Annotated in this window: 21 protein-coding genes; 8 read left to right on the forward strand and 13 right to left on the reverse strand. The window is 70.6% G+C overall.

What is annotated here, in order from left to right:
- A partial coding sequence (locus VFZ39_RS09380) for an MFS transporter (protein ID WP_330865475.1) occupies positions 1 to 1,064 on the reverse strand: 1,064 nt, incomplete at its 3' end.
- Between the two features lie 89 nt (positions 1,065 to 1,153).
- On the opposite strand from VFZ39_RS09380, the gene VFZ39_RS09385 reads away from it, so the two are divergent.
- Positions 1,154 to 1,633: a glutathione peroxidase gene (locus VFZ39_RS09385; protein ID WP_330865476.1), complete on the forward strand. Its 480-nt coding sequence runs from the start codon at positions 1,154 to 1,156 to the stop codon at positions 1,631 to 1,633.
- A gap of 104 nt (positions 1,634 to 1,737) precedes the next feature.
- Here the strand turns inward: VFZ39_RS09385 and VFZ39_RS09390 are convergent, their stop codons facing one another.
- Positions 1,738 to 2,046: a GNAT family N-acetyltransferase gene (locus tag VFZ39_RS09390; protein WP_330865477.1), complete on the reverse strand. Its 309-nt coding sequence runs from the start codon at positions 2,044 to 2,046 to the stop codon at positions 1,738 to 1,740.
- A 53-nt stretch (positions 2,047 to 2,099) separates the two neighbouring features.
- Between VFZ39_RS09390 and VFZ39_RS09395 the strand changes: the two genes are divergently transcribed.
- The gene (locus VFZ39_RS09395; RefSeq protein WP_330865478.1) at positions 2,100 to 3,479 is read left to right on the forward strand and encodes an NAD-dependent malic enzyme; all 1,380 of its coding nucleotides are present in this window, start codon (positions 2,100 to 2,102) and stop codon (positions 3,477 to 3,479) included.
- Between the two features lie 8 nt (positions 3,480 to 3,487).
- Here VFZ39_RS09395 and VFZ39_RS09400 read toward each other — a convergent pair whose 3' ends face one another.
- The 3 genes from VFZ39_RS09400 to VFZ39_RS09410 are packed head-to-tail and all read right to left on the reverse strand — an operon-like array spanning position 3,488 to position 6,036.
- Positions 3,488 to 4,372, reverse strand: a complete 885-nt coding sequence (locus tag VFZ39_RS09400; protein WP_330865479.1) for a hypothetical protein — start codon at positions 4,370 to 4,372, stop codon at positions 3,488 to 3,490.
- 49 nt (positions 4,373 to 4,421) lie between these two features.
- Positions 4,422 to 5,168, reverse strand: a complete 747-nt coding sequence (ppgK, locus tag VFZ39_RS09405; protein ID WP_330865480.1) for a polyphosphate--glucose phosphotransferase — start codon at positions 5,166 to 5,168, stop codon at positions 4,422 to 4,424.
- Positions 5,169 to 5,202: 34 nt separating this feature from the next.
- The gene (locus VFZ39_RS09410) at positions 5,203 to 6,036 is read right to left on the reverse strand and encodes a DUF427 domain-containing protein (RefSeq protein ID WP_330865481.1); all 834 of its coding nucleotides are present in this window, start codon (positions 6,034 to 6,036) and stop codon (positions 5,203 to 5,205) included.
- Positions 6,037 to 6,192: 156 nt separating this feature from the next.
- Between VFZ39_RS09410 and VFZ39_RS09415 the strand changes: the two genes are divergently transcribed.
- The 3 genes from VFZ39_RS09415 to VFZ39_RS09425 all read left to right on the forward strand — a co-directional run bounded on the left by VFZ39_RS09415 (position 6,193) and on the right by VFZ39_RS09425 (position 8,828).
- Positions 6,193 to 7,635, forward strand: coding sequence for a fatty acid desaturase (locus tag VFZ39_RS09415; protein WP_330865482.1), 1,443 nt, complete (start codon positions 6,193 to 6,195; stop codon positions 7,633 to 7,635).
- 100 nt (positions 7,636 to 7,735) lie between these two features.
- Positions 7,736 to 8,299: a TetR/AcrR family transcriptional regulator gene (locus VFZ39_RS09420; RefSeq protein WP_330865483.1), complete on the forward strand. Its 564-nt coding sequence runs from the start codon at positions 7,736 to 7,738 to the stop codon at positions 8,297 to 8,299.
- Positions 8,292 to 8,828 carry a hypothetical protein gene (locus VFZ39_RS09425; RefSeq protein WP_330865484.1) on the forward strand — a complete coding sequence of 179 codons (537 nt, stop codon included), beginning with the start codon at positions 8,292 to 8,294 and terminating at the stop codon, positions 8,826 to 8,828. Before VFZ39_RS09420 ends, VFZ39_RS09425 begins: the two co-directional genes overlap by 8 nt.
- Here the strand turns inward: VFZ39_RS09425 and VFZ39_RS09430 are convergent.
- The 3 genes from VFZ39_RS09430 to VFZ39_RS09440 all read right to left on the reverse strand — a co-directional run bounded on the left by VFZ39_RS09430 (position 8,825) and on the right by VFZ39_RS09440 (position 11,316).
- Positions 8,825 to 9,235, reverse strand: coding sequence for a pilus assembly protein CpaE (locus VFZ39_RS09430; RefSeq protein WP_330865485.1), 411 nt, complete (start codon positions 9,233 to 9,235; stop codon positions 8,825 to 8,827). The two genes, VFZ39_RS09425 and VFZ39_RS09430, sit on opposite strands and share 4 nt — an antisense overlap.
- Positions 9,236 to 9,251: 16 nt before the next feature.
- Complete coding sequence (locus tag VFZ39_RS09435; protein WP_330865486.1) at positions 9,252 to 10,358, reverse strand: hypothetical protein; 1,107 nt, start codon at positions 10,356 to 10,358, stop codon at positions 9,252 to 9,254.
- Between the two features lie 64 nt (positions 10,359 to 10,422).
- Positions 10,423 to 11,316 (reverse strand): GTP-binding protein LepA, encoded by an 894-nt coding sequence (locus VFZ39_RS09440; RefSeq protein ID WP_330865487.1) that lies wholly within the window; start codon positions 11,314 to 11,316, stop codon positions 10,423 to 10,425.
- Positions 11,317 to 11,369: 53 nt separating this feature from the next.
- Between VFZ39_RS09440 and VFZ39_RS09445 the strand changes: the two genes are divergently transcribed.
- Together VFZ39_RS09445 and VFZ39_RS09450 are read left to right on the forward strand one after the other, a co-directional pair.
- Positions 11,370 to 12,740: an MFS transporter gene (locus tag VFZ39_RS09445; protein ID WP_330865495.1), complete on the forward strand. Its 1,371-nt coding sequence runs from the start codon at positions 11,370 to 11,372 to the stop codon at positions 12,738 to 12,740.
- An 81-nt stretch (positions 12,741 to 12,821) separates the two neighbouring features.
- Positions 12,822 to 13,670 carry a methylenetetrahydrofolate reductase gene (locus tag VFZ39_RS09450; RefSeq protein ID WP_330865488.1) on the forward strand — a complete coding sequence of 283 codons (849 nt, stop codon included), beginning with the start codon at positions 12,822 to 12,824 and terminating at the stop codon, positions 13,668 to 13,670.
- A gap of 49 nt (positions 13,671 to 13,719) precedes the next feature.
- Here the strand turns inward: VFZ39_RS09450 and VFZ39_RS09455 are convergent, their stop codons facing one another.
- The 5 genes from VFZ39_RS09455 to VFZ39_RS09475 are packed head-to-tail and all read right to left on the reverse strand — an operon-like array spanning position 13,720 to position 18,685.
- Positions 13,720 to 14,391 (reverse strand): DUF1638 domain-containing protein, encoded by a 672-nt coding sequence (locus tag VFZ39_RS09455; protein WP_330865489.1) that lies wholly within the window; start codon positions 14,389 to 14,391, stop codon positions 13,720 to 13,722.
- Positions 14,384 to 16,327, reverse strand: coding sequence for an ASKHA domain-containing protein (locus VFZ39_RS09460; protein WP_330865490.1), 1,944 nt, complete (start codon positions 16,325 to 16,327; stop codon positions 14,384 to 14,386). Before VFZ39_RS09460 ends, VFZ39_RS09455 begins: the two co-directional genes overlap by 8 nt.
- Before the next feature lie 29 nt (positions 16,328 to 16,356).
- The gene (locus tag VFZ39_RS09465) at positions 16,357 to 17,232 is read right to left on the reverse strand and encodes a dihydropteroate synthase (protein ID WP_330865491.1); all 876 of its coding nucleotides are present in this window, start codon (positions 17,230 to 17,232) and stop codon (positions 16,357 to 16,359) included.
- Positions 17,229 to 17,897, reverse strand: coding sequence for a corrinoid protein (locus tag VFZ39_RS09470; protein ID WP_330865492.1), 669 nt, complete (start codon positions 17,895 to 17,897; stop codon positions 17,229 to 17,231). Before VFZ39_RS09470 ends, VFZ39_RS09465 begins: the two co-directional genes overlap by 4 nt.
- Positions 17,894 to 18,685, reverse strand: coding sequence for an IclR family transcriptional regulator (locus tag VFZ39_RS09475; protein WP_330865493.1), 792 nt, complete (start codon positions 18,683 to 18,685; stop codon positions 17,894 to 17,896). Before VFZ39_RS09475 ends, VFZ39_RS09470 begins: the two co-directional genes overlap by 4 nt.
- 93 nt (positions 18,686 to 18,778) lie before the next feature.
- On the opposite strand from VFZ39_RS09475, the gene VFZ39_RS09480 reads away from it, so the two are divergent.
- A partial coding sequence (locus tag VFZ39_RS09480; RefSeq protein WP_330865494.1) for a trimethylamine methyltransferase family protein occupies positions 18,779 to 19,739 on the forward strand: 961 nt, incomplete at its 3' end.

Consider the following 19,739-nt stretch of genomic DNA (forward strand, 5'->3'; position numbering starts at 1 on the left):
GGTGCGTCGAACACCGCGCCCATGACGAACGCGGCTGCCACGACGACCCAGACCTGGCCGGCGTACGCGATCACAATGAATGGAAGGCAGGCGACGCCCCACATCACCGTCATGATCGTGAGGTACCGGCGCGGCATCCGCAGCGACCCCATGACCAACGCACCCACCGCGCTTCCTACGCCGAAGCCCGCGAGCACCAGTGCGTGGGCGCCCGATCCGCCGCCCAGCTGGTCCTTGATCAGGAAGGGGATCAGCACCTCGAGGGGTCCCATGATCACGAGCACCATCAGTGACGCGAATAGCAGCGTGGCCAGCAGCCACGGGGTACGTGCCATGTACCGGAAGCCCTCGCCCACGTCGTCGATCGCGGTGCGGACCGGGTGCCGGTCGTCGGCCGCGTCCAGCTCGCGGCGCAATGGCGTCCGGGGGACGGTGACGAGTGCCAGCAGGCTGACGACGTAGGACCCGACGGCGACCGACACCGCTGCCCCCGGCGATGCGGCACCGACCACGACCCCGGCCACCGCCGGCCCGATCGCCTGACCGATCGCCGGGCGGACCATGCCCTCGAATCCGTTGACCGCGAGCAGGTCGGACTCGGCGACCAGCGCGGGCAGCCAGGCGGAGTAGGCGGGGTAGTAGAAGGCCATTGCCGCACCCATCACGAACGCGACGATGCTGAGGTTCCAGATGGCGGTGACGCCGGTCAGGGACAGGACGGCGACGGTGGCCAGGCACGTCAGCTCGACGACGCACACCGCCAGCAGGATCGTCTTCTGCTCCACGCGGTCAGCGACCACGCCGGCCAGCAGGGCGGGCACGAGGAGACCGATCGCATTGGCCGTGGTGACGATCGACAGCTGGGTGGGGCCGCCGCCGATCCCGATGACCTCCCAGACCAGTGCCACGACCCAGACGCCCTGCCCGAACGTGCTGGCGATCAGCGCGACGGCGAGTCGGCGGTAGCCGGGGTGGCGGAACGGCGTCAGCGCCCGGGGCAGCGACCGACCGCGCGCCTGGTCGCGGACGGTGTCGACCATCGCGTCGGCAAACGGGTCGGTCATCTCGCTCTCCTCCGCGCTCCAGTCTGCCGGTAGGGGCGGACGCAGGGCACCTGAATTCGTCGCGACCACTGCCCTGACAGACTGGGCACATGACCACTCTCGGCGACTTCAAGGCCACGGCGATCGACGGCACCGAGACCGACCTCTCGGCGTACGAGGGACAGGTCGTGCTGATCGTCAACACGGCGTCGCAGTGCGGGCTGACCGGGCAGTACGCCGGGCTGCAGGAGCTGCACGACACCTACGCCGACCGCGGCTTCACCGTGCTCGGCTTCCCGTGCAACCAGTTCGGTGAGCAGGAGCCCGGTGACGAGACGGAGATCGCGTCGTTCTGCGATCGGAACTACGGCGTGACGTTCCCGATGTTCGCCAAGGTGGACGTCAACGGCGACGACACGCACCCGCTCTTCGCGTGGCTGAAGAAGGAGAAGGGCGGTCTGCTCGGCGGCGCGATCAAGTGGAACTTCACCAAGTTCCTCGTCGGTCGGGACGGCCAGGTGCTCGAGCGGTTCGCCCCGACCACCGAGCCGGCGAAGCTCGCCGGGCCGATCGAGTCTGCGCTCGGCTGAGTCCACCAGACCGCCCGAACCTCGAGGGCGAGTCCATGACTTCGTGGTCATTGGTTCGCACGCGAAGTCGGTGCTTCCCCGGCTGAGCGGGGAAACCGAGGCTGCTAGGCCAGGTCGTACGCCGGCCGGGCACCCTCCGGGACCAGATCCAGGTACTCGGGGTGTCGCTTGATCCAGGCGGCGGTGAACGGGCAGCTCGGCAGCACGGCGAGCCCGGCCGCACGGGCCTCGTCGAGGACATGGCGCACCAGCACCGAGCCGAGGCCCTGTCCCTCGTAGGCGTCGTCGACCTCGGTGTGCAGGACCGTGATCCGGTCACCGCTGCGCCGGTACTCCGCGTACCCCGCCACGGTGCCGTCGACCAGGATCTCGAAGCGGGACTGATCGGGCTGATCGTGCACCTCGGTGGCCATGCCCGCAACCTAGCGACTTGCCGGTAACCGAGCCGACCAGCGAAGGTGGCAGCATGGCCGCCACGCCCTCGTCGTACTCGATCACCATGCGGCTCCACACCGCGCCGGACCACGGGATCGTCGGGCACGTGGCCACGGCCATCTCCGAGCAGGGCGGCATCGTGACCGCGATCGACGTCGCGGAGTCCAGTCACGAGCGGCTGGTCGTCGACGTGACCTGCTCGGCCGCTGACTCCGACCACGCGGACAAGGTCGTCGAGGCGGTCGACGTCGTCGACGGCGTCACCGTGCACAAGGTCAGCGACCGAACCTTCCTGCTGCACATCGGCGGCAAGATCGAGGTGCACTCCAAGGTGCCGCTCCGCACCCGCGACGACCTGTCCATGGCGTACACGCCGGGCGTCGGTCGAGTCAGCCTGGCGCTGGCCGAGAACCCCGACGACGTCAGCCGACTGACCGTGAAGGGCAACAGCGTCGCGGTGGTGACCGACGGGTCGGCTGTGCTGGGGCTGGGGAACATCGGTCCGGGCGCCGCGCTGCCGGTGATGGAGGGCAAGGCCGCGCTGTTCAAGCGGTTCGCGGACATCGACGCGTGGCCGATCTGCCTGGCCAGCCAGGACACCGACGAGATCGTGAAGGCGGTCGAGATGATCGCGCCCGGGTTCGGCGGCATCAACCTGGAGGACATCGCCGCCCCACGCTGCTTCGAGATCGAGAAGCGGTTGCGGCAGTCGCTGGACATCCCGGTCTTCCACGACGACCAGCACGGCACGGCCATCGTGGTGCTGGCCGCGCTCACCAACGCGCTGCGCGTGGTGAAGAAGGAGATGGAGGCCGTGCGCGTGGTCGTGGCGGGTGGCGGGGCGGCGGGGACCGCGATCGTGTCGCTGCTGCTCGCTGCCGGCGTCGACGACGTGGTGGTCGTCGACCGTGACGGCGCGATAGCGCTCGGTGACGGCTCGCTCTCGGAGGCCCACCGAACGCTCGCGGAGGTGACCAACCCGCGCCGGGTGCGGGGTGACCTCCACACCGTGCTCCACGACGCCGACGTCTTCATCGGCGTGAGTGCGCCAGGCATCCTCCGGCCCGAGTGGATCGCCGACATGTCCGACCAGCCGGTCGTCTTCGCGCTGGCCAACCCCGACCCCGAGGTCGACCCTGCCGAGGCGGAGAAGTACGCCGCCGTCGTGGCGAGCGGTCGGTCCGACTACCCGAACCAGATCAACAACGTGCTCGCCTTCCCTGGTGTCTTCCGCGGCCTGCTCGACGCGCGTGCCTCCGAGGTGACCCTCGACATGCTGTTGCGGGCCGCCGAGGCGATCGCCATGGTCGTGAAGGACGACGAGCTCAACCCGAACTTCATCATCCCGACCGTCTTCCACCCCGACGTTCCCAAGCGGGTGGCCGCGGCGATCTCGGGCCACGAGCACTAGAGCGCCGGCTACACGAGGTCGGCGGGCGCACCCACCGGCGCATCGCGCAGCGCGTCGAGAACGTCGTCGGGATCGAGGTCGTCGGTGGTGAAGTCGGCGACGAGGGCGGTGTCGCCTCGAACCAGCCCGACGCTGCCGTAGCCCGAGGGGTCGAGGTCCCGCATGACGTCTCCCTCCTGGACGCACTCCGGGCCGACGATGATCCCCTCGGCGTCGCAGAGCGAGCCGCCGGGTGTCGGGATCAGGGTGACCGACAAGAAGACGTGGCCCGCGTGGCCGTCGAACGAGTAGGACAGCCGCACCGAGTCGTCGGCGCCGCTGCTGTAGCTCGGCCGGTGACCCTCGACGACCGGCGTGTAGAGCGTCACCGGGACGGCCGCGATCTCGTCGACCCGGTGGGCGTGTGCGGCATGGGCTGAGGCGAGGCTGGTCGCGACTGCCACGATCAGCCCGCCTGCCGGGATCGCGAGTCGGACCCAGCGGTGCCCACCCGGGCCCACGAGGTACGTCGAGGCCGCGCCGGTCAGCACGCCGACCGCGAGGGCCACGGGGAGCGGGAGCACCGCGTCGTACGACCGGCCGGGAGCGAGGACTCGCAGCAGCTCGTCCGCCGTGAACCAGAGCGTTCCGCCGAGGACGAGCGAGGCCGCTGTGTGGAGCATCACCCGCGGGACCTCGAGCAACCGGAGCAGCAGTGCCGCGAACGGTACTGCGAAGGCCAGCGCGACCAGGTCGTTGAGGGACAGTCCCAGGCACTCGCCGACCGTGCCGCAGTAGTCGCCGTTGTCGCGGGACGCCGCCCAGAGGGCGACCGCGACGCCGACGGTCGCCGGCACGACGCAGGCAAGTCGGTACGTGAGCCGTGGGTCTGCGTTCGCGGTCTCTGTTCTCATGGTGCCGAGCCTGTCGTCGGGAGCCGGCTCGGCGACACCGCTTCCGTACTCAAACGGCGCGAGCCGCGTGCAGCGCAGCACCGACGATGCCGGCCCGGTTGCGCAGCGCCGCGGGCACGATCGGGGTCTTGATGTCGACCAGCGGCAGGAACAGCTGCGCGTGCTTGGAGACACCCCCACCGACCACGAAGAGCTCGGGGGACATCAGCGCCTCGACCACGCGGTAGTAGCGGGTCAGTCGTTCGGCCCACGCCTCCCACGACAGTCCCTCGGCCTCGCGGGCGCTGTTCGCCGCTCGGCTCTCGGCGTCGTGACCGTCGACCTCGAGGTGGCCGAGCTCGCTGTTGGGCACGAGTACACCGTCGTGGACCACTGCGCTGCCGATGCCGGTCCCCAGCGTGGTGACGACGACGAGACCCTGCTGCCCCCGCGCCGCACCGTAGGCGACTTCCGCCACCCCGGCGGCGTCGGCGTCGTTGACGATGTGCACCTCGTGACCTGTTGCCTCAGTGAGCAGCGCGTCGGCGTCCGTGCCGATCCAGCTGGCGTCGATGTTCGCGGCGGACGAGACGACGCCATGCCGTACGACGCCTGGGACCGTCACGCCGACGGTCCCGGCGGTCCCCCGGAACTGCACGAGCAGCTCGGCGACCACCGCCGCCACCGCGTCTGGAGTGGCCGGCTGGGGAGTCTCGATCCGCACCCGGTCGGCCGCGAACTCCCCGGCCACCAGGTCTACGGGAGCACCCTTGATGCCCGATCCGCCGAAGTCCACACCGAAGCCCCGCTGGTCCACCCACCCATCTGATCACAGGCGCCTGAACCACCCCTCAGTCCGACCAAGGGGTTCGGACCCTGGGTACCGCTGCTCCGTCCAGCTCGAGGTCGAGCCGCTCCTGGTAGAACGACACCATCCCCCTGACGTCGCGCGCGTCGTCGAGCGGCTCCTCGTAGGACCACGCGACGGCCTCCAGCACCGCTCCGCGGTCGTCCAGCACCGCGTCGTAGTGGGTGGCGTGGCCCTTGTACGCGCAGGTCGTGCTGAGCGCAGCGGGTCGCAGCTCGACGCTGACGTCCTCGAGTGGCAGGTAGTACCGGGGCAGCGGGAAGGCCGCCTCGAACAGCAGGTGCGGCCTGCTGCTGGCGGCCAACAGTGTCCCTTCGTGAGAGATCTGCACCCGGCGCGACGAGCGCCGGACGTCGATCCGGTGGAAGGGGTCTCGCGGGTGACCCATGATCGGCTCGTCCTCCTCCCACCAGTCGAACTGGTCGAAGTCCAGGCACACGAGGTCGGCCAGGTCCGGGTCGGAGAACCGGAACCCGTCACCGGCTTCTCCGCCCGCGCGAAGCCGCACGGGTTGACCCTCGGCGCTGTGCACGCCGAACGGGACGCTGGGGTCGAGCAGCGGTGGTCCGCCCTCGCCGAAGCCGACCGGTCGGTACTCGGGCGGCAGGTTGGCCGGGCCGGGCTCGAGCGGCACGAGCAGGTCGGCGACGGGCACGGCGTACGACGGCACGACACGCATCGGCTCCATCACCAGCACGGCCCGGTCGGTGAGCGCGACCACCTGGTCCCCGAGTCGCACCGTCAGCCGCTTGTGAACGCGCTGGAAGCGCAGCTCCGGAAGCAACTGCATCGACGCGCGACTCAGATCGACGGCCATGGCGCCAGTGTGCGCCCCGCTGAGGGTCCGCAACAACGCCTGACCGGGGGCGTCGCACGGACCAGAGCCATCGAGAGCCCCACGGCGCCGGAACCCTTGCCAACCGCCCTTTACAAATGCCACTGTGGTGTAAAGCCGCGATCGAGGAGGTCTCCGTTGAGCCAGGTCCCCCACAGCACCGTCCCGGCCGGCTCCACCGCACAGTGGCGTGACCGCAAGCGCTACCTGTGGCTGATCGGGCTGGTCGTCCCGAGCCTGGCCTTCGTAGGGCTCGGCGGCTGGCAGCTCACCGGTAGTGGGCTCTGGTTCTGGATCGGCCCGGTGGTGATCCTCGTGATCGTGCCCGCGATCGACCTGGTCGCCGGACTCGACCGCTCCAACCCGCCCGACGACGTGATCGAGGCGTTGGAGAAGGACAAGTACTACCGCTGGATCACCTACCTCTTCCTGCCGATCCAGTACGCCGGCTTCATCGGCGCGATGTGGCTGGTCGGGGGAGGATCGGTCGGCGGTGAGGTGCTCGGCAGCTGGGACAAGGTCGGAATCGCGATCTCGATCGGCTGCATCGGCGGGATCGGCATCAACACCGCGCACGAGCTCGGCCACAAGAAGGAGTCGCACGAGCGGTGGCTGTCGAAGGTGGCGCTGGCGCCGGTGGCGTACGGCCACTTCTACATCGAGCACAACCGCGGCCACCACGTGCGGGTGGCGACCCCCGAAGACCCGGCGAGTGCCCGGTTGGGCGAGAACTTCTACGAGTTCTGGCCACGTACGGTCTGGGGCTCGCTGAAGTCGGCGTGGCGGATCGAGAAGCGACGCTACGCCCGCAGGAAGCAGCACCCGTTCCGGCTCGGCAACGATGTCGTGAACGCCTGGCTGATGACGGCGGTCCTCTGGGGCGCCTTGATCGGCTGGTTGGGCGTGGGGATCACGCCGTACCTGCTGGTCTCGGCGGTGGTGGGCTTCTCGCTGCTGGAGGTCGTCAACTACATGGAGCACTACGGGATGCTCCGCCAGAAGGTCGGGGTCGGGGATCGGCGGCGTTACGAGCGGGTCGACCCGAGCCACAGCTGGAACTCCAACAACATCGCGACCAACGTGCTGCTCTACCACCTGCAGCGGCACAGCGACCACCACGCGAACCCGACGCGGCGCTACCAGGCACTGCGGGACTACGAGGAGAGCCCGGTGCTGCCGACGGGGTACGCCGGGATGATCGTGCTGGCAATCGTGCCGGCGGTGTGGCGCCGCGTCATGGACCCACGGGTCCTCGCCCACTTCGACGGTGACGCCACCCGGGCCAACATCCACCCGCGCAAGCGGGAGAAGGTGTTGGCGAGGTACGCCGACGACAGGGGTTTCGAGGCTCGCTCCGCTCGCACCTCAACCGCCGGCGACGGCACGGTCCCTGCCGCCGAGGAGGTCCTGGCCGCGCGCTGCCCCGGCTGCTCCTACGTCTACGAGGTCGAGGCCGGTGACGAGCACGAGGGCTTCGCGGCGGGCACCGCCTGGGCCGACATTCCCGACGACTGGTGCTGTCCCGACTGCGGTGTGCGCGACAAGGTCGACTTCGTCCCGATCGAGCGCGTCGGCGCCTAGGGACCGGCTGATCCTCTCGGGCCCTATGCAACCGCGCGAGCACCCTTTCCGGCGCGCCGGCGGGGATCCCCGGGTCGATCCGCGCCCGTAGGCTGACCGCGTGACCCCGACACTGCGCCAGCGCCTGGTGTCCGCGGCCGTCGACCTCACGCTCGCGCACGGCTGGTCGCAGGTGACGATGGGTCGACTCGCGGCGCAGGTCGGGGTCAGCCGGCAGACGGTCTACAACGAGATCGGGACCAAGTCGGCGCTCGCCGAGGCGATGATCCTCAGCGAGCTCGACCGGTTCCTCGGCGTCGTCAACGACGCGTTCGACCACCAGCCGGACGACCTGGTTGCGGCGATCGAGGAGGCCACCCGGCGGGTGCTCGAGATGGCGCAGGGCAACGACCTGCTCAAGGCGGTCGTCAGTGCCACGCACGGCGCGGACACCGAGCTACTGCCGCTGCTCACCACCCACTCGGAGTCGCTGCTGGCCGCGGCCAAGCACGTCGTGGCCGAGCGGGTGTCCTCCTACTCCGTGCTGCTGGACGAGGCCCGCCTCGACGCCGCCATCGACGTGGTGGTGAGGGTCGTGCTCAGCCACGTGATGCAACCCTCGGCGCCCCCGGCCGAGACGTCGGCCGCGCTGGCCTGGATCGCCTCGAGGGTGCTCCGTGACTGAGCTGCGGACCCGCATGCTGGGCGTCGCGGTCCTGGTCGCCGCCGTTTCGGGCTGCAGTGGTGAGGAGCGGCCCGAGCCATCGGTCGTCCCGACGTACTACACGGAGCTGGAGTCGCTGACCCACCGGCTCGACCGCGACAACACCGCCGCCGACGAGGCCCTGGGTGCGGAGCTCGAGGAGGCAGCGCCCCGTGAGGTCGGTGACATCTTCTCGAAGGTCACGCTCGAGGGCGCGGACCGGCTGGCCGGTGTCGTCGAGGAGATGGCCGCCCTGACGCCACCGGAGGACGCGGCGGCCGCACACACTGAGCTGGTGGACGCGACCTCTGCCATGGTCGCCGAGGACCGGGTGACCGGTGCGGCGCTGGCCGGGCTCGACCAGGATCAGCTGGCGTCGCTCGACCCGCGGCCCGCCTACCTCGCCGCCGAGGAACGGGTCGACGCCGCCTGCGCCGCAGCGCAGGCGATCGCGGACGACGCCGGTGCCGACGTGGGGCTGTGCGTGGGGATGTTCGCTCCGCCGGGCTAGGACGTGTCCTGGCGCACCCGGTCGAGCAGCGCGAGAGCGTAGGCCTGCTCCGGCTCGTGGCCGGCGTACTCGCTCGCGTCGTCGAGGGTGACGACCCAACCGTCGTTGGTACGAAGGAGCGAGCGGAACGCGTCGCCGAGCAGGTCGCGCAGCTGGTGCTCCCACGGCATCCACAACACGTCGTTCGCCGGGATGCTGTCGAGCGCCCACTCCGTGGTGCCGTTGAAACGGATCAGCCGGCCGCTGGGGAGGTCCTCGACGTCGATCGTCATCTCCGAGACCACGAACACCTGGTCGTCGAGGTCGCGGCCGGGCACGACGAACCGGTCGCCGGGCGCGGGCGTCCACGGCCTGCCCTGCCCGCGCAGCAGGTGGTCCAGCCGCTCGGCCTGGTGCGGGGTGATCACCCGACCATTGTGGAGGTCAGTCGTCCGGGTGCTCGTCGAGGTAGAGGTCGGCGAGAAACCGGCACAGCGCGACCCGCTCGTCGAACACGTGGCGCTCGGCGGGGTCGGTCGTGCCGATCAGGTCGAACAGGAACGAGTCGAAGCCGCTCCGGAGCTGCACGCCGGTGACGAAGCCGTCCCGGGCGGCCTCCGCCTGGTCATCGATCCCCTCGGCGGCGAGTCCCTCCTGGTAGGCCGGCACGATGACCGACACGATGTCGGGCAGGGTGGCCGCCGGGATGTCGCCCGCGTGGACGAGCCCGACCAGCAGCTGCCCGAGGTCGAAGCCGAGCGCGTGCGGGCTCGTGAAGGACGGGTCGATGACGACGAACGTGTCGGGTTCCTCGGCGGGCACCAGCAGGTTCTGCGGGCTCGCGTCCCCGTGCGGCAGTGCCTGCACGTAGCCGTCGAGCCGGTCGAGCATCGCCGGGATCCGCTCCGCGAGCCGCTGCAGGTCCGCGCGCAGACCGAGGTGCTCGGCGAGCCGGGGGTTCGACCACAGCTGGTCGTCCGCGAGGGGTCCGAGGCCGCGGTGGGCGACCGCCTTCTCGGCGTACATCCGCAGTGCGTAGCCGGGCGGATAGTCGCTGACGGCCAGCGCCGCCGGCGCGGTGCAGCGCGCGTTCCACCGGCCGAGGAGGTGAGCCGCCCTGCGGAACAGGTCGAGATCGGGAGGCAGCGCGCTCTGCCTCACGTCTTCCATCCAGACCATCACCTTGTCGTCGGGCAGCTCGACGAGCCCGTGCAGCACCGGCGGTCGCAGACCCTCGGGCATCCGGTCGCTGAACCCCGGGTCCCAGAGGACCAGCTCCGACCGCCACGGGAAGTCGGCGACGAACTCCTCGGCCACCGCGGGCGGTAGCGACGGCAGTGCGGGCCAGTGCCGCACGTGCTGGAGCAGCTTGCCGAACCAGCACCAGTCGGGTCCGTGGAGGCGGTAGAGCCCGCCGGTCGCCGGGGATCCGAAGGCGTACGGGAAGGCCTCCAGCCGCAGCGGTCCGCCCGGGGTCTCGAGGTCACCGAGCAGCGCCTCGGCGCTCGCCGGCAGCGTGGTGGAGCTGAGCTGGTCGCGGGTGCGGGCCACGGTTCTTCCCCCCACGGGGCGGGAAACCCCCGTGTCGAGATAGTAAGGATTCCTTACGACTGGGTCAAGGGGCGGGAGCGGCCGACGGCGCATGGCCGGCGGTCCCGCGACGGGCGTGCGCTGCCTCCAGCGCGTCGCGGAACGCCTTGAGCACGTACGGCGGCACGCGCAGCCCCTGCCCCGCGGCACCGATCAGCTCTACCTCCACTCGCGCGACCGCCGTCGCGAACCGATCCAGGTCGTCGTCGATGCCGAGCGTGACCATCAGGTCGCCGAAGTCCGCGGTCTGCTGAGGGTTGTTGGCTCCGACCGGCGCGAACGACAGCGCACGCAACCGGCGCACCAGCCACCGTTGCCAGGGGGCGAGCTGGTCGTCGAGGCCGCGGGCCGACATCGAGTAGAAGGCGTGGTGCGCCGGCTCCTGGCGCTTGATCTGCGCCACGATCGTCTCGGCAGCCGCGGTCTCCCCGGTCTCGACCAGCCCGTTGTGGAGCAGGTTGTAGGCGAGAACGGCCGACCGCTCGGTGGCCTGGCCGGTGAGGTAGTAGAGCATCCGGACGACGTCCTCGATCGGCGGGATGTGCGACAGCGCCCCGAGGACGTGCATCTTCGCCGACACCGTCGTCAGATCGGCCACGGCGTGGTCGCGACCGAGCCGGACCTGGAGCTCGTCGAGGATCTGGCCGTGCCGCACCTCCTGCGGGTGCCAGACGTCGGCGTAGAAGTAGCGGTCGACCTCAGGCGGGTCGGGCAGCATCGTGGTCAGCTCGAGGACGTTGCGGTCCACCTCGAGCTCGACCCGGGCCATGTAGTCCAGGACGTGCCCGAAGCGGGCGTTCATCGCCGCCGGATCGCGAACACTGAAGTCGACCGTCCCGAGCTCGATCGGCGGGTGCTCCTGGGCGATCCGGTCGACGTGCTCCACGAGCCGTTGCTCGGTCGACCGGGGCTTGCTCACGGCCTGAAGCCTACTGTGACCATGTGCAGGATTCGGCGCCGCCGGCAGTGCGGATGGGGACTCCCGCAGGGCGAGCGGTGGTGGCTGCGGCGACCCTCGGTTCGGGCATGTCGTTGTTGGACGGGACCGTCGTGAACGTCGCGCTCCGGACGATCGGTGAGGACCTCGACGCCGACCTCGCCCAGCTCCAGTGGATCAACAACGGCTACCTGCTCACGCTCGCCTCGTTGATCCTGCTCGGCGGGAGCCTCGGCGACCGGTACGGCCGGCGCCGGATGTTCGTGCTCGGGACGCTGCTGTTCGCCGGCGCCTCGGTCCTGTGCGGGCTCGCCCCCACACCGGAGGTGCTGATCGCGGCGCGACTGCTGCAGGGCATCGGTGGGGGCCTGCTGACGCCCGGCAGCCTGGCCATGATCCAGGGCGTCTTCGCGCCCGAGGACCGCTCGCCTGCGATCGGCGCGTGGTCGGGACTGGGCAGCATCGCCGCGGCCGCGGGCCCGCTCGTGGGCGGGATGCTGATCGAGTACGCGTCGTGGCGGTGGATCTTCCTGATCAACCTGCCTCTGGCCGCGCTGACCGTGTGGATAGCGGTCCGGTTCGTGCCGGAGACCCGGGACCCTCGTCCGCCGGCGCGTTTCGACTACGCCGGGTCGGTACTGGCGATGGTGGCGCTGGGCGCCACGACCTACGCCCTGATCGAGTGGGGCGAGCAGTTGGCGCTTCCGGCCCTCGTGGCGGGACTGGCGGCCGGCGCGGGGTTCGCGGTGGTGGAGGCGCGCAGCAGTCACCCGATGCTGCCACTGCGCCTGTTCCGGTCGCGGACCTTCAGCGCTGCGAACGGGATGACGCTGCTCGTCTACGCCGCCCTCGGTGCCGTGCTCTTCTTCCTGGTGCTGCAGTTGCAGACGGTCGCCGGCTTCGGCCCGCTCGCCGCCGGCCTCGCGACGCTGCCAATCACGATCTGCATGGTGTTCCTGGCCGCGCGGGGCGGGCGGCTGTCCAACCGGATCGGGCCGCGGATCCCGATGACGGGTGGCCCGATCGTGATGGGGATCGGGACTGCGTGGCTGCTGACGGTGGACCAGGACGCGACGTACTGGCTCGACGTCCTGCCGGCCCTGACCGTGTTCGGGCTCGGCCTGGCGTTGATGGTCGCGCCGCTGACGGCCACGGTGCTCGCCGCGGCTCCCGACGTGATGGCCGGCCTGGCCAGCGGGGTGAACAACGCGGTGGCGCGGAGCGGGTCGCTGCTAGCCGTGGCCGCGCTGCCGCCGCTGGTCGGGTTGTCCGGCGAGGACTACGCGGACCCGGCCGTCTTCGATGCCGGCTTCGACACCGCGATGATCGTCTGCGCGGTCCTGCTCGTGCTCGGCGGGCTGCTCTCCTGGGTGGCGATCCCGGCACGGGTCCCACGCCGCGACTGACTGTGCTCGACCCTCGCCACACGCGCTGCGCGCCGTTAGACTCGCAGCAGCCACGGTGCGCATCACGAAACGAGAAGCACAATGCGCAACAAGCCTGCCACGCGGTCCACGCTGATCCGGTTGTTGGAGAACGCGCGCTACGAGGTGCTGCCCACGGCGTCGACGGAGGACGCACTGCTCGCGCACGTGCCGCGCGACCGCACGATCACCGTGACCGCGTCGCCGTCGAAGGGCCTCGAGGCGACCTTCGGGCTCGCCGAGCGGCTCGCCGGCCACGGCTACGAGGTGGTGCCGCACGTCGCTGCCCGGATGGTGTCCGGTCGCCGCGAGCTGTCCGAGATCGCCGACCGGCTGACCGGCAAGGGGATCACGAAGATCTTCGTTCCCGGGGGCGATGCCGACCCGGTCGGCGACTACCCCGACTCGCTGAGCCTGCTCGAGGACCTGAAGCAGCTCGGCAGCCCCTTCCCGCACGTCGGCGTGACCGGCTACCCGGAGTCGCACCCGACCATCTCCGACGATCTCACCGTGCAGGCGATGTGGGACAAGCGCCACTACGCCACGCACGTCGTCAGCAACCTGACCTTCGACCCGGGATCGGTGCGCGACTGGGTGCGGCGGCTGCGAGCCCGCGGCATCACCATGCCGCTGCTGGTGGGGATGCCCGGGCCGGTCGAGCGGACCAAGCTGCTCGCCATGGCGACCCGGATCGGGGTCGGGGAGTCCACCCGGTTCCTGGTGAAGCACAAGGGCACGTTCGCCCGGCTGGCGGCTCCGGGCGGGTTCACGGGTCAGCGCTTCCTCGAGCAGTGTGCGCCCGCGCTCGCCGAGCCCGGCAGCCTGGTCGAGGGGCTGCACGTCTTCACGTTCAACCAGATCGAGGCGACCGAGGCGTGGCGTACCGAGGAGCTCGAGCGGCTGCGCCGCTAATGGCCGCGCCCTGGTGACGGCAGGGCGGTCAGGGCCACGACCGGCCCGCTCACGAGGTCCGGGACTCGCCCAGCAGGTCACCGGCGCCGACCAGGTCACCCAGCGCCCGCTCGAGCCCGGTGGTCCCGGTCTCGACCACAACGAGGGGCAGCCCGATCCGGTCCGCTGCCTGCTGGGCCAGTGCGCGCAGCTCGTCGTCCGGTGCCTGCGCCAGCCACACTACGCGGGTGTAGTGGCCGAAGTAGTCGTCGCGCAGCTCCGGCCAGCGGTCCAGCCCGAGCTCGCGCTCGACCGTGCGCGCGAACGACCGCACCAGGAAGTCGGTCAGCAGGTAGGTCCCCGGCTCGTTCTCGAAGAGCTCGCGGATCCGGTCCGGCCCGGCGTACAGGTCGTAGCAGTGGAGCCCTGGAAGCCTCGCGAGCCCGAGCTCGTCGCAGACCTCGTCGACCGCCCCGTAGGTGCCGCAGTCGGCGTACCCCACGACGAGGGTCTCGTACGACGTCGCGAGCTCCTCCGCGAGCCGCCGCACCTCGCCCGCGATCCGGCGCGGCTGGTTGTGCAGCAAGGGCGGCAGCGGATGGACGTCGACCGGCCAGTCGTGCCGCTCGATGACGGTCGCGGCGGGTTGCGCCAGCGCGCCGCAGGCGATCAGCGCGACGGTGGCCCGGGGGTTTCGAGACGGGCCCTGACGGCCCTCCTCAACCACCGCGGCCTCAGCCACCGAAGGCGAGCTGTTCGACGAACGCGTCGTTGAAGTCGGGGCGGTCGGAGAGCTCGACATACTTCACCTCCTCCAGCAGCGCGGCGGCGCCGGCGCGCTCGCGCACCGACAGCAGTGCCATCTTGGCGCCCTCGCCGGCGACGTTGCCGGCCGCGACGATGCGCAGCACCGGCAGCGTGGGCACCAGGCCGATCCGTACCGCCGCCGCAGGGGAGAGGTAGCTGCCGAAGGAACCAGCGAGCAGCACCTGCTGCACATCTCGCTGCTCGAGGCCGAGCTCCTCGAGCAGCAGCGACCAGCCGGTCGAGATCGCGGCCTTCGCGAACTGCAGCTCGCGGACGTCGCGCTGGGAGAGGTAGACGCACTCCGCCGCAGGGGTGTCGGGAGTCGGCTGGTGGAGCAGGAACACCCGCTCCTCCCCGACCCGGGTGAGCCTCGGCGCCAGGGCCGGCACCTTCTCGGCGGCGACGTGCTCCGGCACGAACCGCCCCGAGGAGTCGAGCAACCCCGTCCGGACCAGCTCGGACACCGCGTCGACCAGTCCCGAGCCGCACAGGCCGCGGGGCTCGACGTCACCGATCACCCCCAGGGTGACGCCGTCGTCCAGCTGCACGGTCTCGATCGCGCCGTCAGCCGCCCGCATGCCGCACCGGATGGCGCCGCCCTCGAACGCCGGCCCGGCCGGCGCAGCGGTCGACAGGATCGTGTCGCCGTCGCTCAGCACGATCTCGCAGTTGGTGCCGACGTCGATGAAGAGCCGGGTGCGTTTGTCGCGGTCCATCCCGGTCGCCAGCATCCCGGCGACGATGTCGCCGCCGACGTACGCGCCCAACGCCGGGAAGAGCGCGGCGCGCGCCCGCGGGTGGAGCGAGAGCCCGATGTCCGCGGCGAGCACGGTCGGAGGATGGGCCGTGGACATCACGAACGGCGCGACGCCGAGCGGCTCGGGGTCGATCCCGAGCGCGAGCGCGGTCATGGTTGCGTTGCCGGCGACCGCGACCTCGTAGACCGTGGCGGGGTCGACGCCGCCCTCGCGGCAGACCTGGTCGGCCAGCTCTGCCAGCGTCGCGCCGGCGGCGTCCTGGAGCCGGCCGAGGGTGTCGGGGTCCATCATCGTCGCGCTGATCCGGGTGATCACGTCAGCGCCGAACGGCTGCTGCTTGTTGAGCATCGAGGCCACCGAGACCGGGGTGCCCGTGCCGAGGTCGAGCAGCGTCGCGACCACCGTGGTGGTTCCGAGGTCGAAGGCGATCGCATACCGCTGGTCGGTGGTGTCGCCGGGCTCCACGTCGATCAGCGACTCGTCGACGATGACCGCGGTCACCTTGAAGTCGGCCTGCCGCAGCACCATCGGCAGCCGCCGCAGCACGGCCAGGTCGGCCGTCAGCTCGAGGTCGGTGATCGCGTCGGTCAGCCGGTCGAGGTCGGTGCGCTGGTCGGCGAGGGTCGGCTCCTCCAGCTCGACGTACCGCTTCTGCAGCGCCGGGCGCAGGATGACCTGCCGCCCGACGCCTACCGTGGCCGCCTTCGGCCGGGTCGTGAGCGGCGGCACGTCGACCTCGAGGTCGCGCGTCGCCTGCACCAGACAGGCGAGGCGCCAGCCGTCGGCGATCTGGTCCGCGGTGAACGTCCGTACGTCATGACGGGTGATCGGGGAGCCGCCCTCGACCCGAACCTTGCACTTGTGGCAGGTGCCGTGGCCGCCGCACGTCGAGTCGATCGCGATCCCGTTCCACGAGCCGGCGTCGAACACCGTGACGCCGGGCGGCACGCGCACGTTGCGCTGGGTCGGTGGCGCGTCCGGACCGGTGTCGACGCGGAAGGAGATGTCGACCCGCCCGGTCCCGTCGTGCTGGGCCGGCTCGGCCCCCCGCGCAGCGAGCAGCCCCTCCCGCCGGACGGTGTCGAGGTCGACGTCGGGGACGCCGTCAGTCATGCCGCGTCCACCCCCTGCTCACGCAGTGCTCATGCGGAAGCCGCCGCCTTCGCCCGGTGGGCGGCGATCCACGCCGTACCCCACTCGTCGTGGTTGAGGAACACGTCGGCGGCCTTCACGGCGTCGACGATCTGTGGCGTGCGGGTGTCCATGATCGCGCTGGTGAGGCCGGCGGTCATCGCCATCGGCAGCCAGGCCGCGCCGAGCGTGTGGCGGTCGGGCATGCCGAAGGAGGTGTTGGACGCGCCGCAGGTCATGTTCACGCCGAGCTCGTCGCGGATCCGCCGCATCGTCTCCCAGGTCACCAGCGAGGTGGTGGTGTCGGCCCCGATCGGCATGGCCAGCGGGTCGATCACGATGTCCGCGACGTCGATGCCGTACTCCTCGGTCGCGACCCGGATGATCTTCGCGGCGAGGTCGAGCCGCTTGTCGGCCTCCATCGGGATCTCGTCGTGGTCGTTGGGCAGCGCGATGATCGCGGCGTCGTACTTCTTGACCAGCGGCAAGATGGCGGCCAGCCGGTCGTCCTCGGCGGTGACCGAGTTGACCAGTGCGCGGCCCTCGTACACCGACAGCCCGGCGTCGAGCGCCTCGACGACCGAGGAGTCGATGCAGATCGGCAGGTCGGTGAGCTGCTGCACCATCCGGATCGCCTTGCTCAGCAGCTCGGGCTCGTCGGTCAGCGGCACGCCCATGTTGACGTCGAGCACGTCGGCGCCTCCTTCGACCTGCGCCTTCACGTCGCGCTCGATGGCCGAGAGGTCGCCCGCGCGCAGCTGCTCCTGGAAGATCCGGCGGCCGGTCGGGTTGATCCGCTCACCGATCAGGCAGAACCGGCGGTCGTGACCGATCACGACCTCCTTGGTCGCCGACCGCAGGACCGTCTCGTGTGTAGGGGCGCTCATGCAGGGACCTTCGTCCGCTTCTCGTTGAGGAGCGCCTTGGCACGCTTGACGGTCGCCGAGGCGTCGGCGGCATAGCCGTCAGCGCCGACCGCGTCGGCGTACTCCTGCGTGACCGGTGCGCCACCGACCATCACGATGACATCGTTGCGGATGCCGGCCTTCTCCAGGGCGTTCAGGTTGGCCTTGAACATCGGCATCGTGGTCGTGAGGAACGCCGAGAAGCCGACGATGTCGGGCTGGTGCTCCTCGATCGCGCTGACGAACTTCTCGGGTGCCACCTGGACCCCGAGGTCGATCACCTCGAAGCCGGCACCCTCGAGCATGATGTTCACGAGGTTCTTGCCGATGTCGTGGACGTCGCCCTTGACCGTGCCCATCAGGAACTTCCCGACCGTCTGCACGCCGGTCTCGGCGAGCAGCGGCCGCAACCGCTCCATGGCGCCGGCCATCGCGCGGCCGGCGATCAGCATCTCGGGCACGAAGAAGTCGCCGCGCTCGAACCGGGCGCCCACCTCCTCCAGCGAAGGAATCAGGGCGTCGAACAGGAGCGTCTGGGGCTCCATGTCCAGGGCGAGCCCTTCCTCGGTCAGCTCGAGCACCCGTGGTGCGTTGCCGACGAGGGTCTCGTCGTAGAGGCCCTGCAGGATCTCCTCCGGGGTCGTCATGCCACATCCTCCTGGTGCGTGTCGCCGCGCAGCAGCCTGGTGAGCTTCACGGCGTGGTCGGACAGATGGTGGCCGAGCTCGTCGAGCCGGTCCTCCAGTCTTTGGGTGGGTCCCGAGATGCCGAGGGCCGCGACCACCTGACCGCGCGGACCAAGGACGGGTACGGCGACGCCGGCAAGGCCGACCTCGAGCTCGTCGCGCGTCAGTGCCCAGCCGCGTCGGCGGGCCTCGCGGACGTCGCGGCGCAGCGCCGCTGGATCGGTGAGCGTCGCGTCCGTGAGTCGGGGGAGCGGCTCGCCGGGGATCGGCAGCGTCTCCCACCCGTAGAAGACCTTGCCCAGCGCCGAGGTGTGCGCCGGGACGTCGACCGCGGTCCAGTCGCGGGTGCCGAGCAGGAACTGTGAGTCGACCTGCGCGACCTGCGCGACCCGGTCACCACGGACCACGGAGAGGTGCACGGTCTCGAGAGTGTCCTCGCCGATCCGCTCCATCGTGGGCCGGGCAAGCCGGACCAGCTCCTCCCAGGGATCGTGGCGGGCGGCGTACAACCAGAACAGCTGGCCGGCGACGTAGGACCCGTCGGCGTCGCGCTCGAGCAGGCCCGACCGCTCGAGCGCCGACAGCATCCGGGACGCGGTCGACTTGGCGAGCCCGGAGGTCTCCTGCAGATGGGTGAAGCTCAGCGGCTCGTCGGCACCGACCACGGCCGCGACCAGGTCGGTGGCCCGGTCCAGCGCTTGGGTGCCCCCGGCACGCGGCGGGCTCTCCTGCTCCGAGGTCTGTGTCATGGGCGCCTTCGCTCGTTCTCTGAACCGGGTCTTCCATCCGGTTCCATCATATGGAACCTTGGTTCCACATCATGAGGTTAGGCAGGAGGAGGCATGTTCCGCAACCAGATGCCCCGATACGACGTGTTGTCCGAGGACGCGATGGCGACCCTCGACGGCGGGTGGCGGCGGCTGATGACGGAGATCGGCGTCCAGTTCGCGGACTCGCGAGCGCTGGACCTGTTCCGGGCGGCCGGGCAGAAGGTCGAGGACGAGACGGTCTTCCTCGACCCCGACTTCGTACTCGAGCAGGTGGCCAAGGCGCCGCGCGAGTTCGACGTCCAGGCGCGCAACCCCGAGAACACCGTCCACATCGGCGGCGACTCGATGGCGTTCGGCGCCGTGTACGGCCCGCCGTTCGTGCGCGAGGGCGAGGTACGTCGCGACGCGACGATGGACGACTATCGCAACTTCACCAAGCTGGCGCAGTCGTTCTCCGTGCTCGACTCCGCGGGCGGTGTCATCTGCGAGCCCAACGACACCCCGCTCGACAGCCGGCACCTCGACATGACGCTCGCGCTGCAGACGCTGACCGACAAGATCTACATGGGCAACGTCGTGTCCGGGGTCAACGCGGCCGACACGCTGGCGATGACCTCGATCCTCTTCGGGTCGCGCGAGGCGATCGAGCAGACGCCGGCGACCATCTCGCTGATCAACTGCAACTCGCCGCTGCGCTGGGACGACCGGATGCTGGAGGCGCAGTTCGAGTACAGCGGGGCCGGCCAGCCGGTAGTGCTGACGCCCTTCATCCTGATGGGCGCGATGTCGCCGGTCACGGTGCCGGCGGCGCTGGTGCAGCAGATCACCGAGGCGCTCTCCGGGATCGCGCTCTCGCAGCTGATCCGGCCCGGCACGCCGGTGATCTTCGGGTCGTTCCTGTCCAACATCGACATGCAGTCGGGCTCGCCCACCTTCGGCACGCCCGAGTCGGGCATCGGGCTGCTGTGCACCGGCCAGATCGCGCGCCACTACGGGCTGCCGTTCCGGACCGGCGGCGGGCTGACGTCCTCCC

The organism is Nocardioides sp. (assembly GCF_036374615.1).
Taxonomy (GTDB): Bacteria; Actinomycetota; Actinomycetes; order Propionibacteriales; family Nocardioidaceae; genus Nocardioides.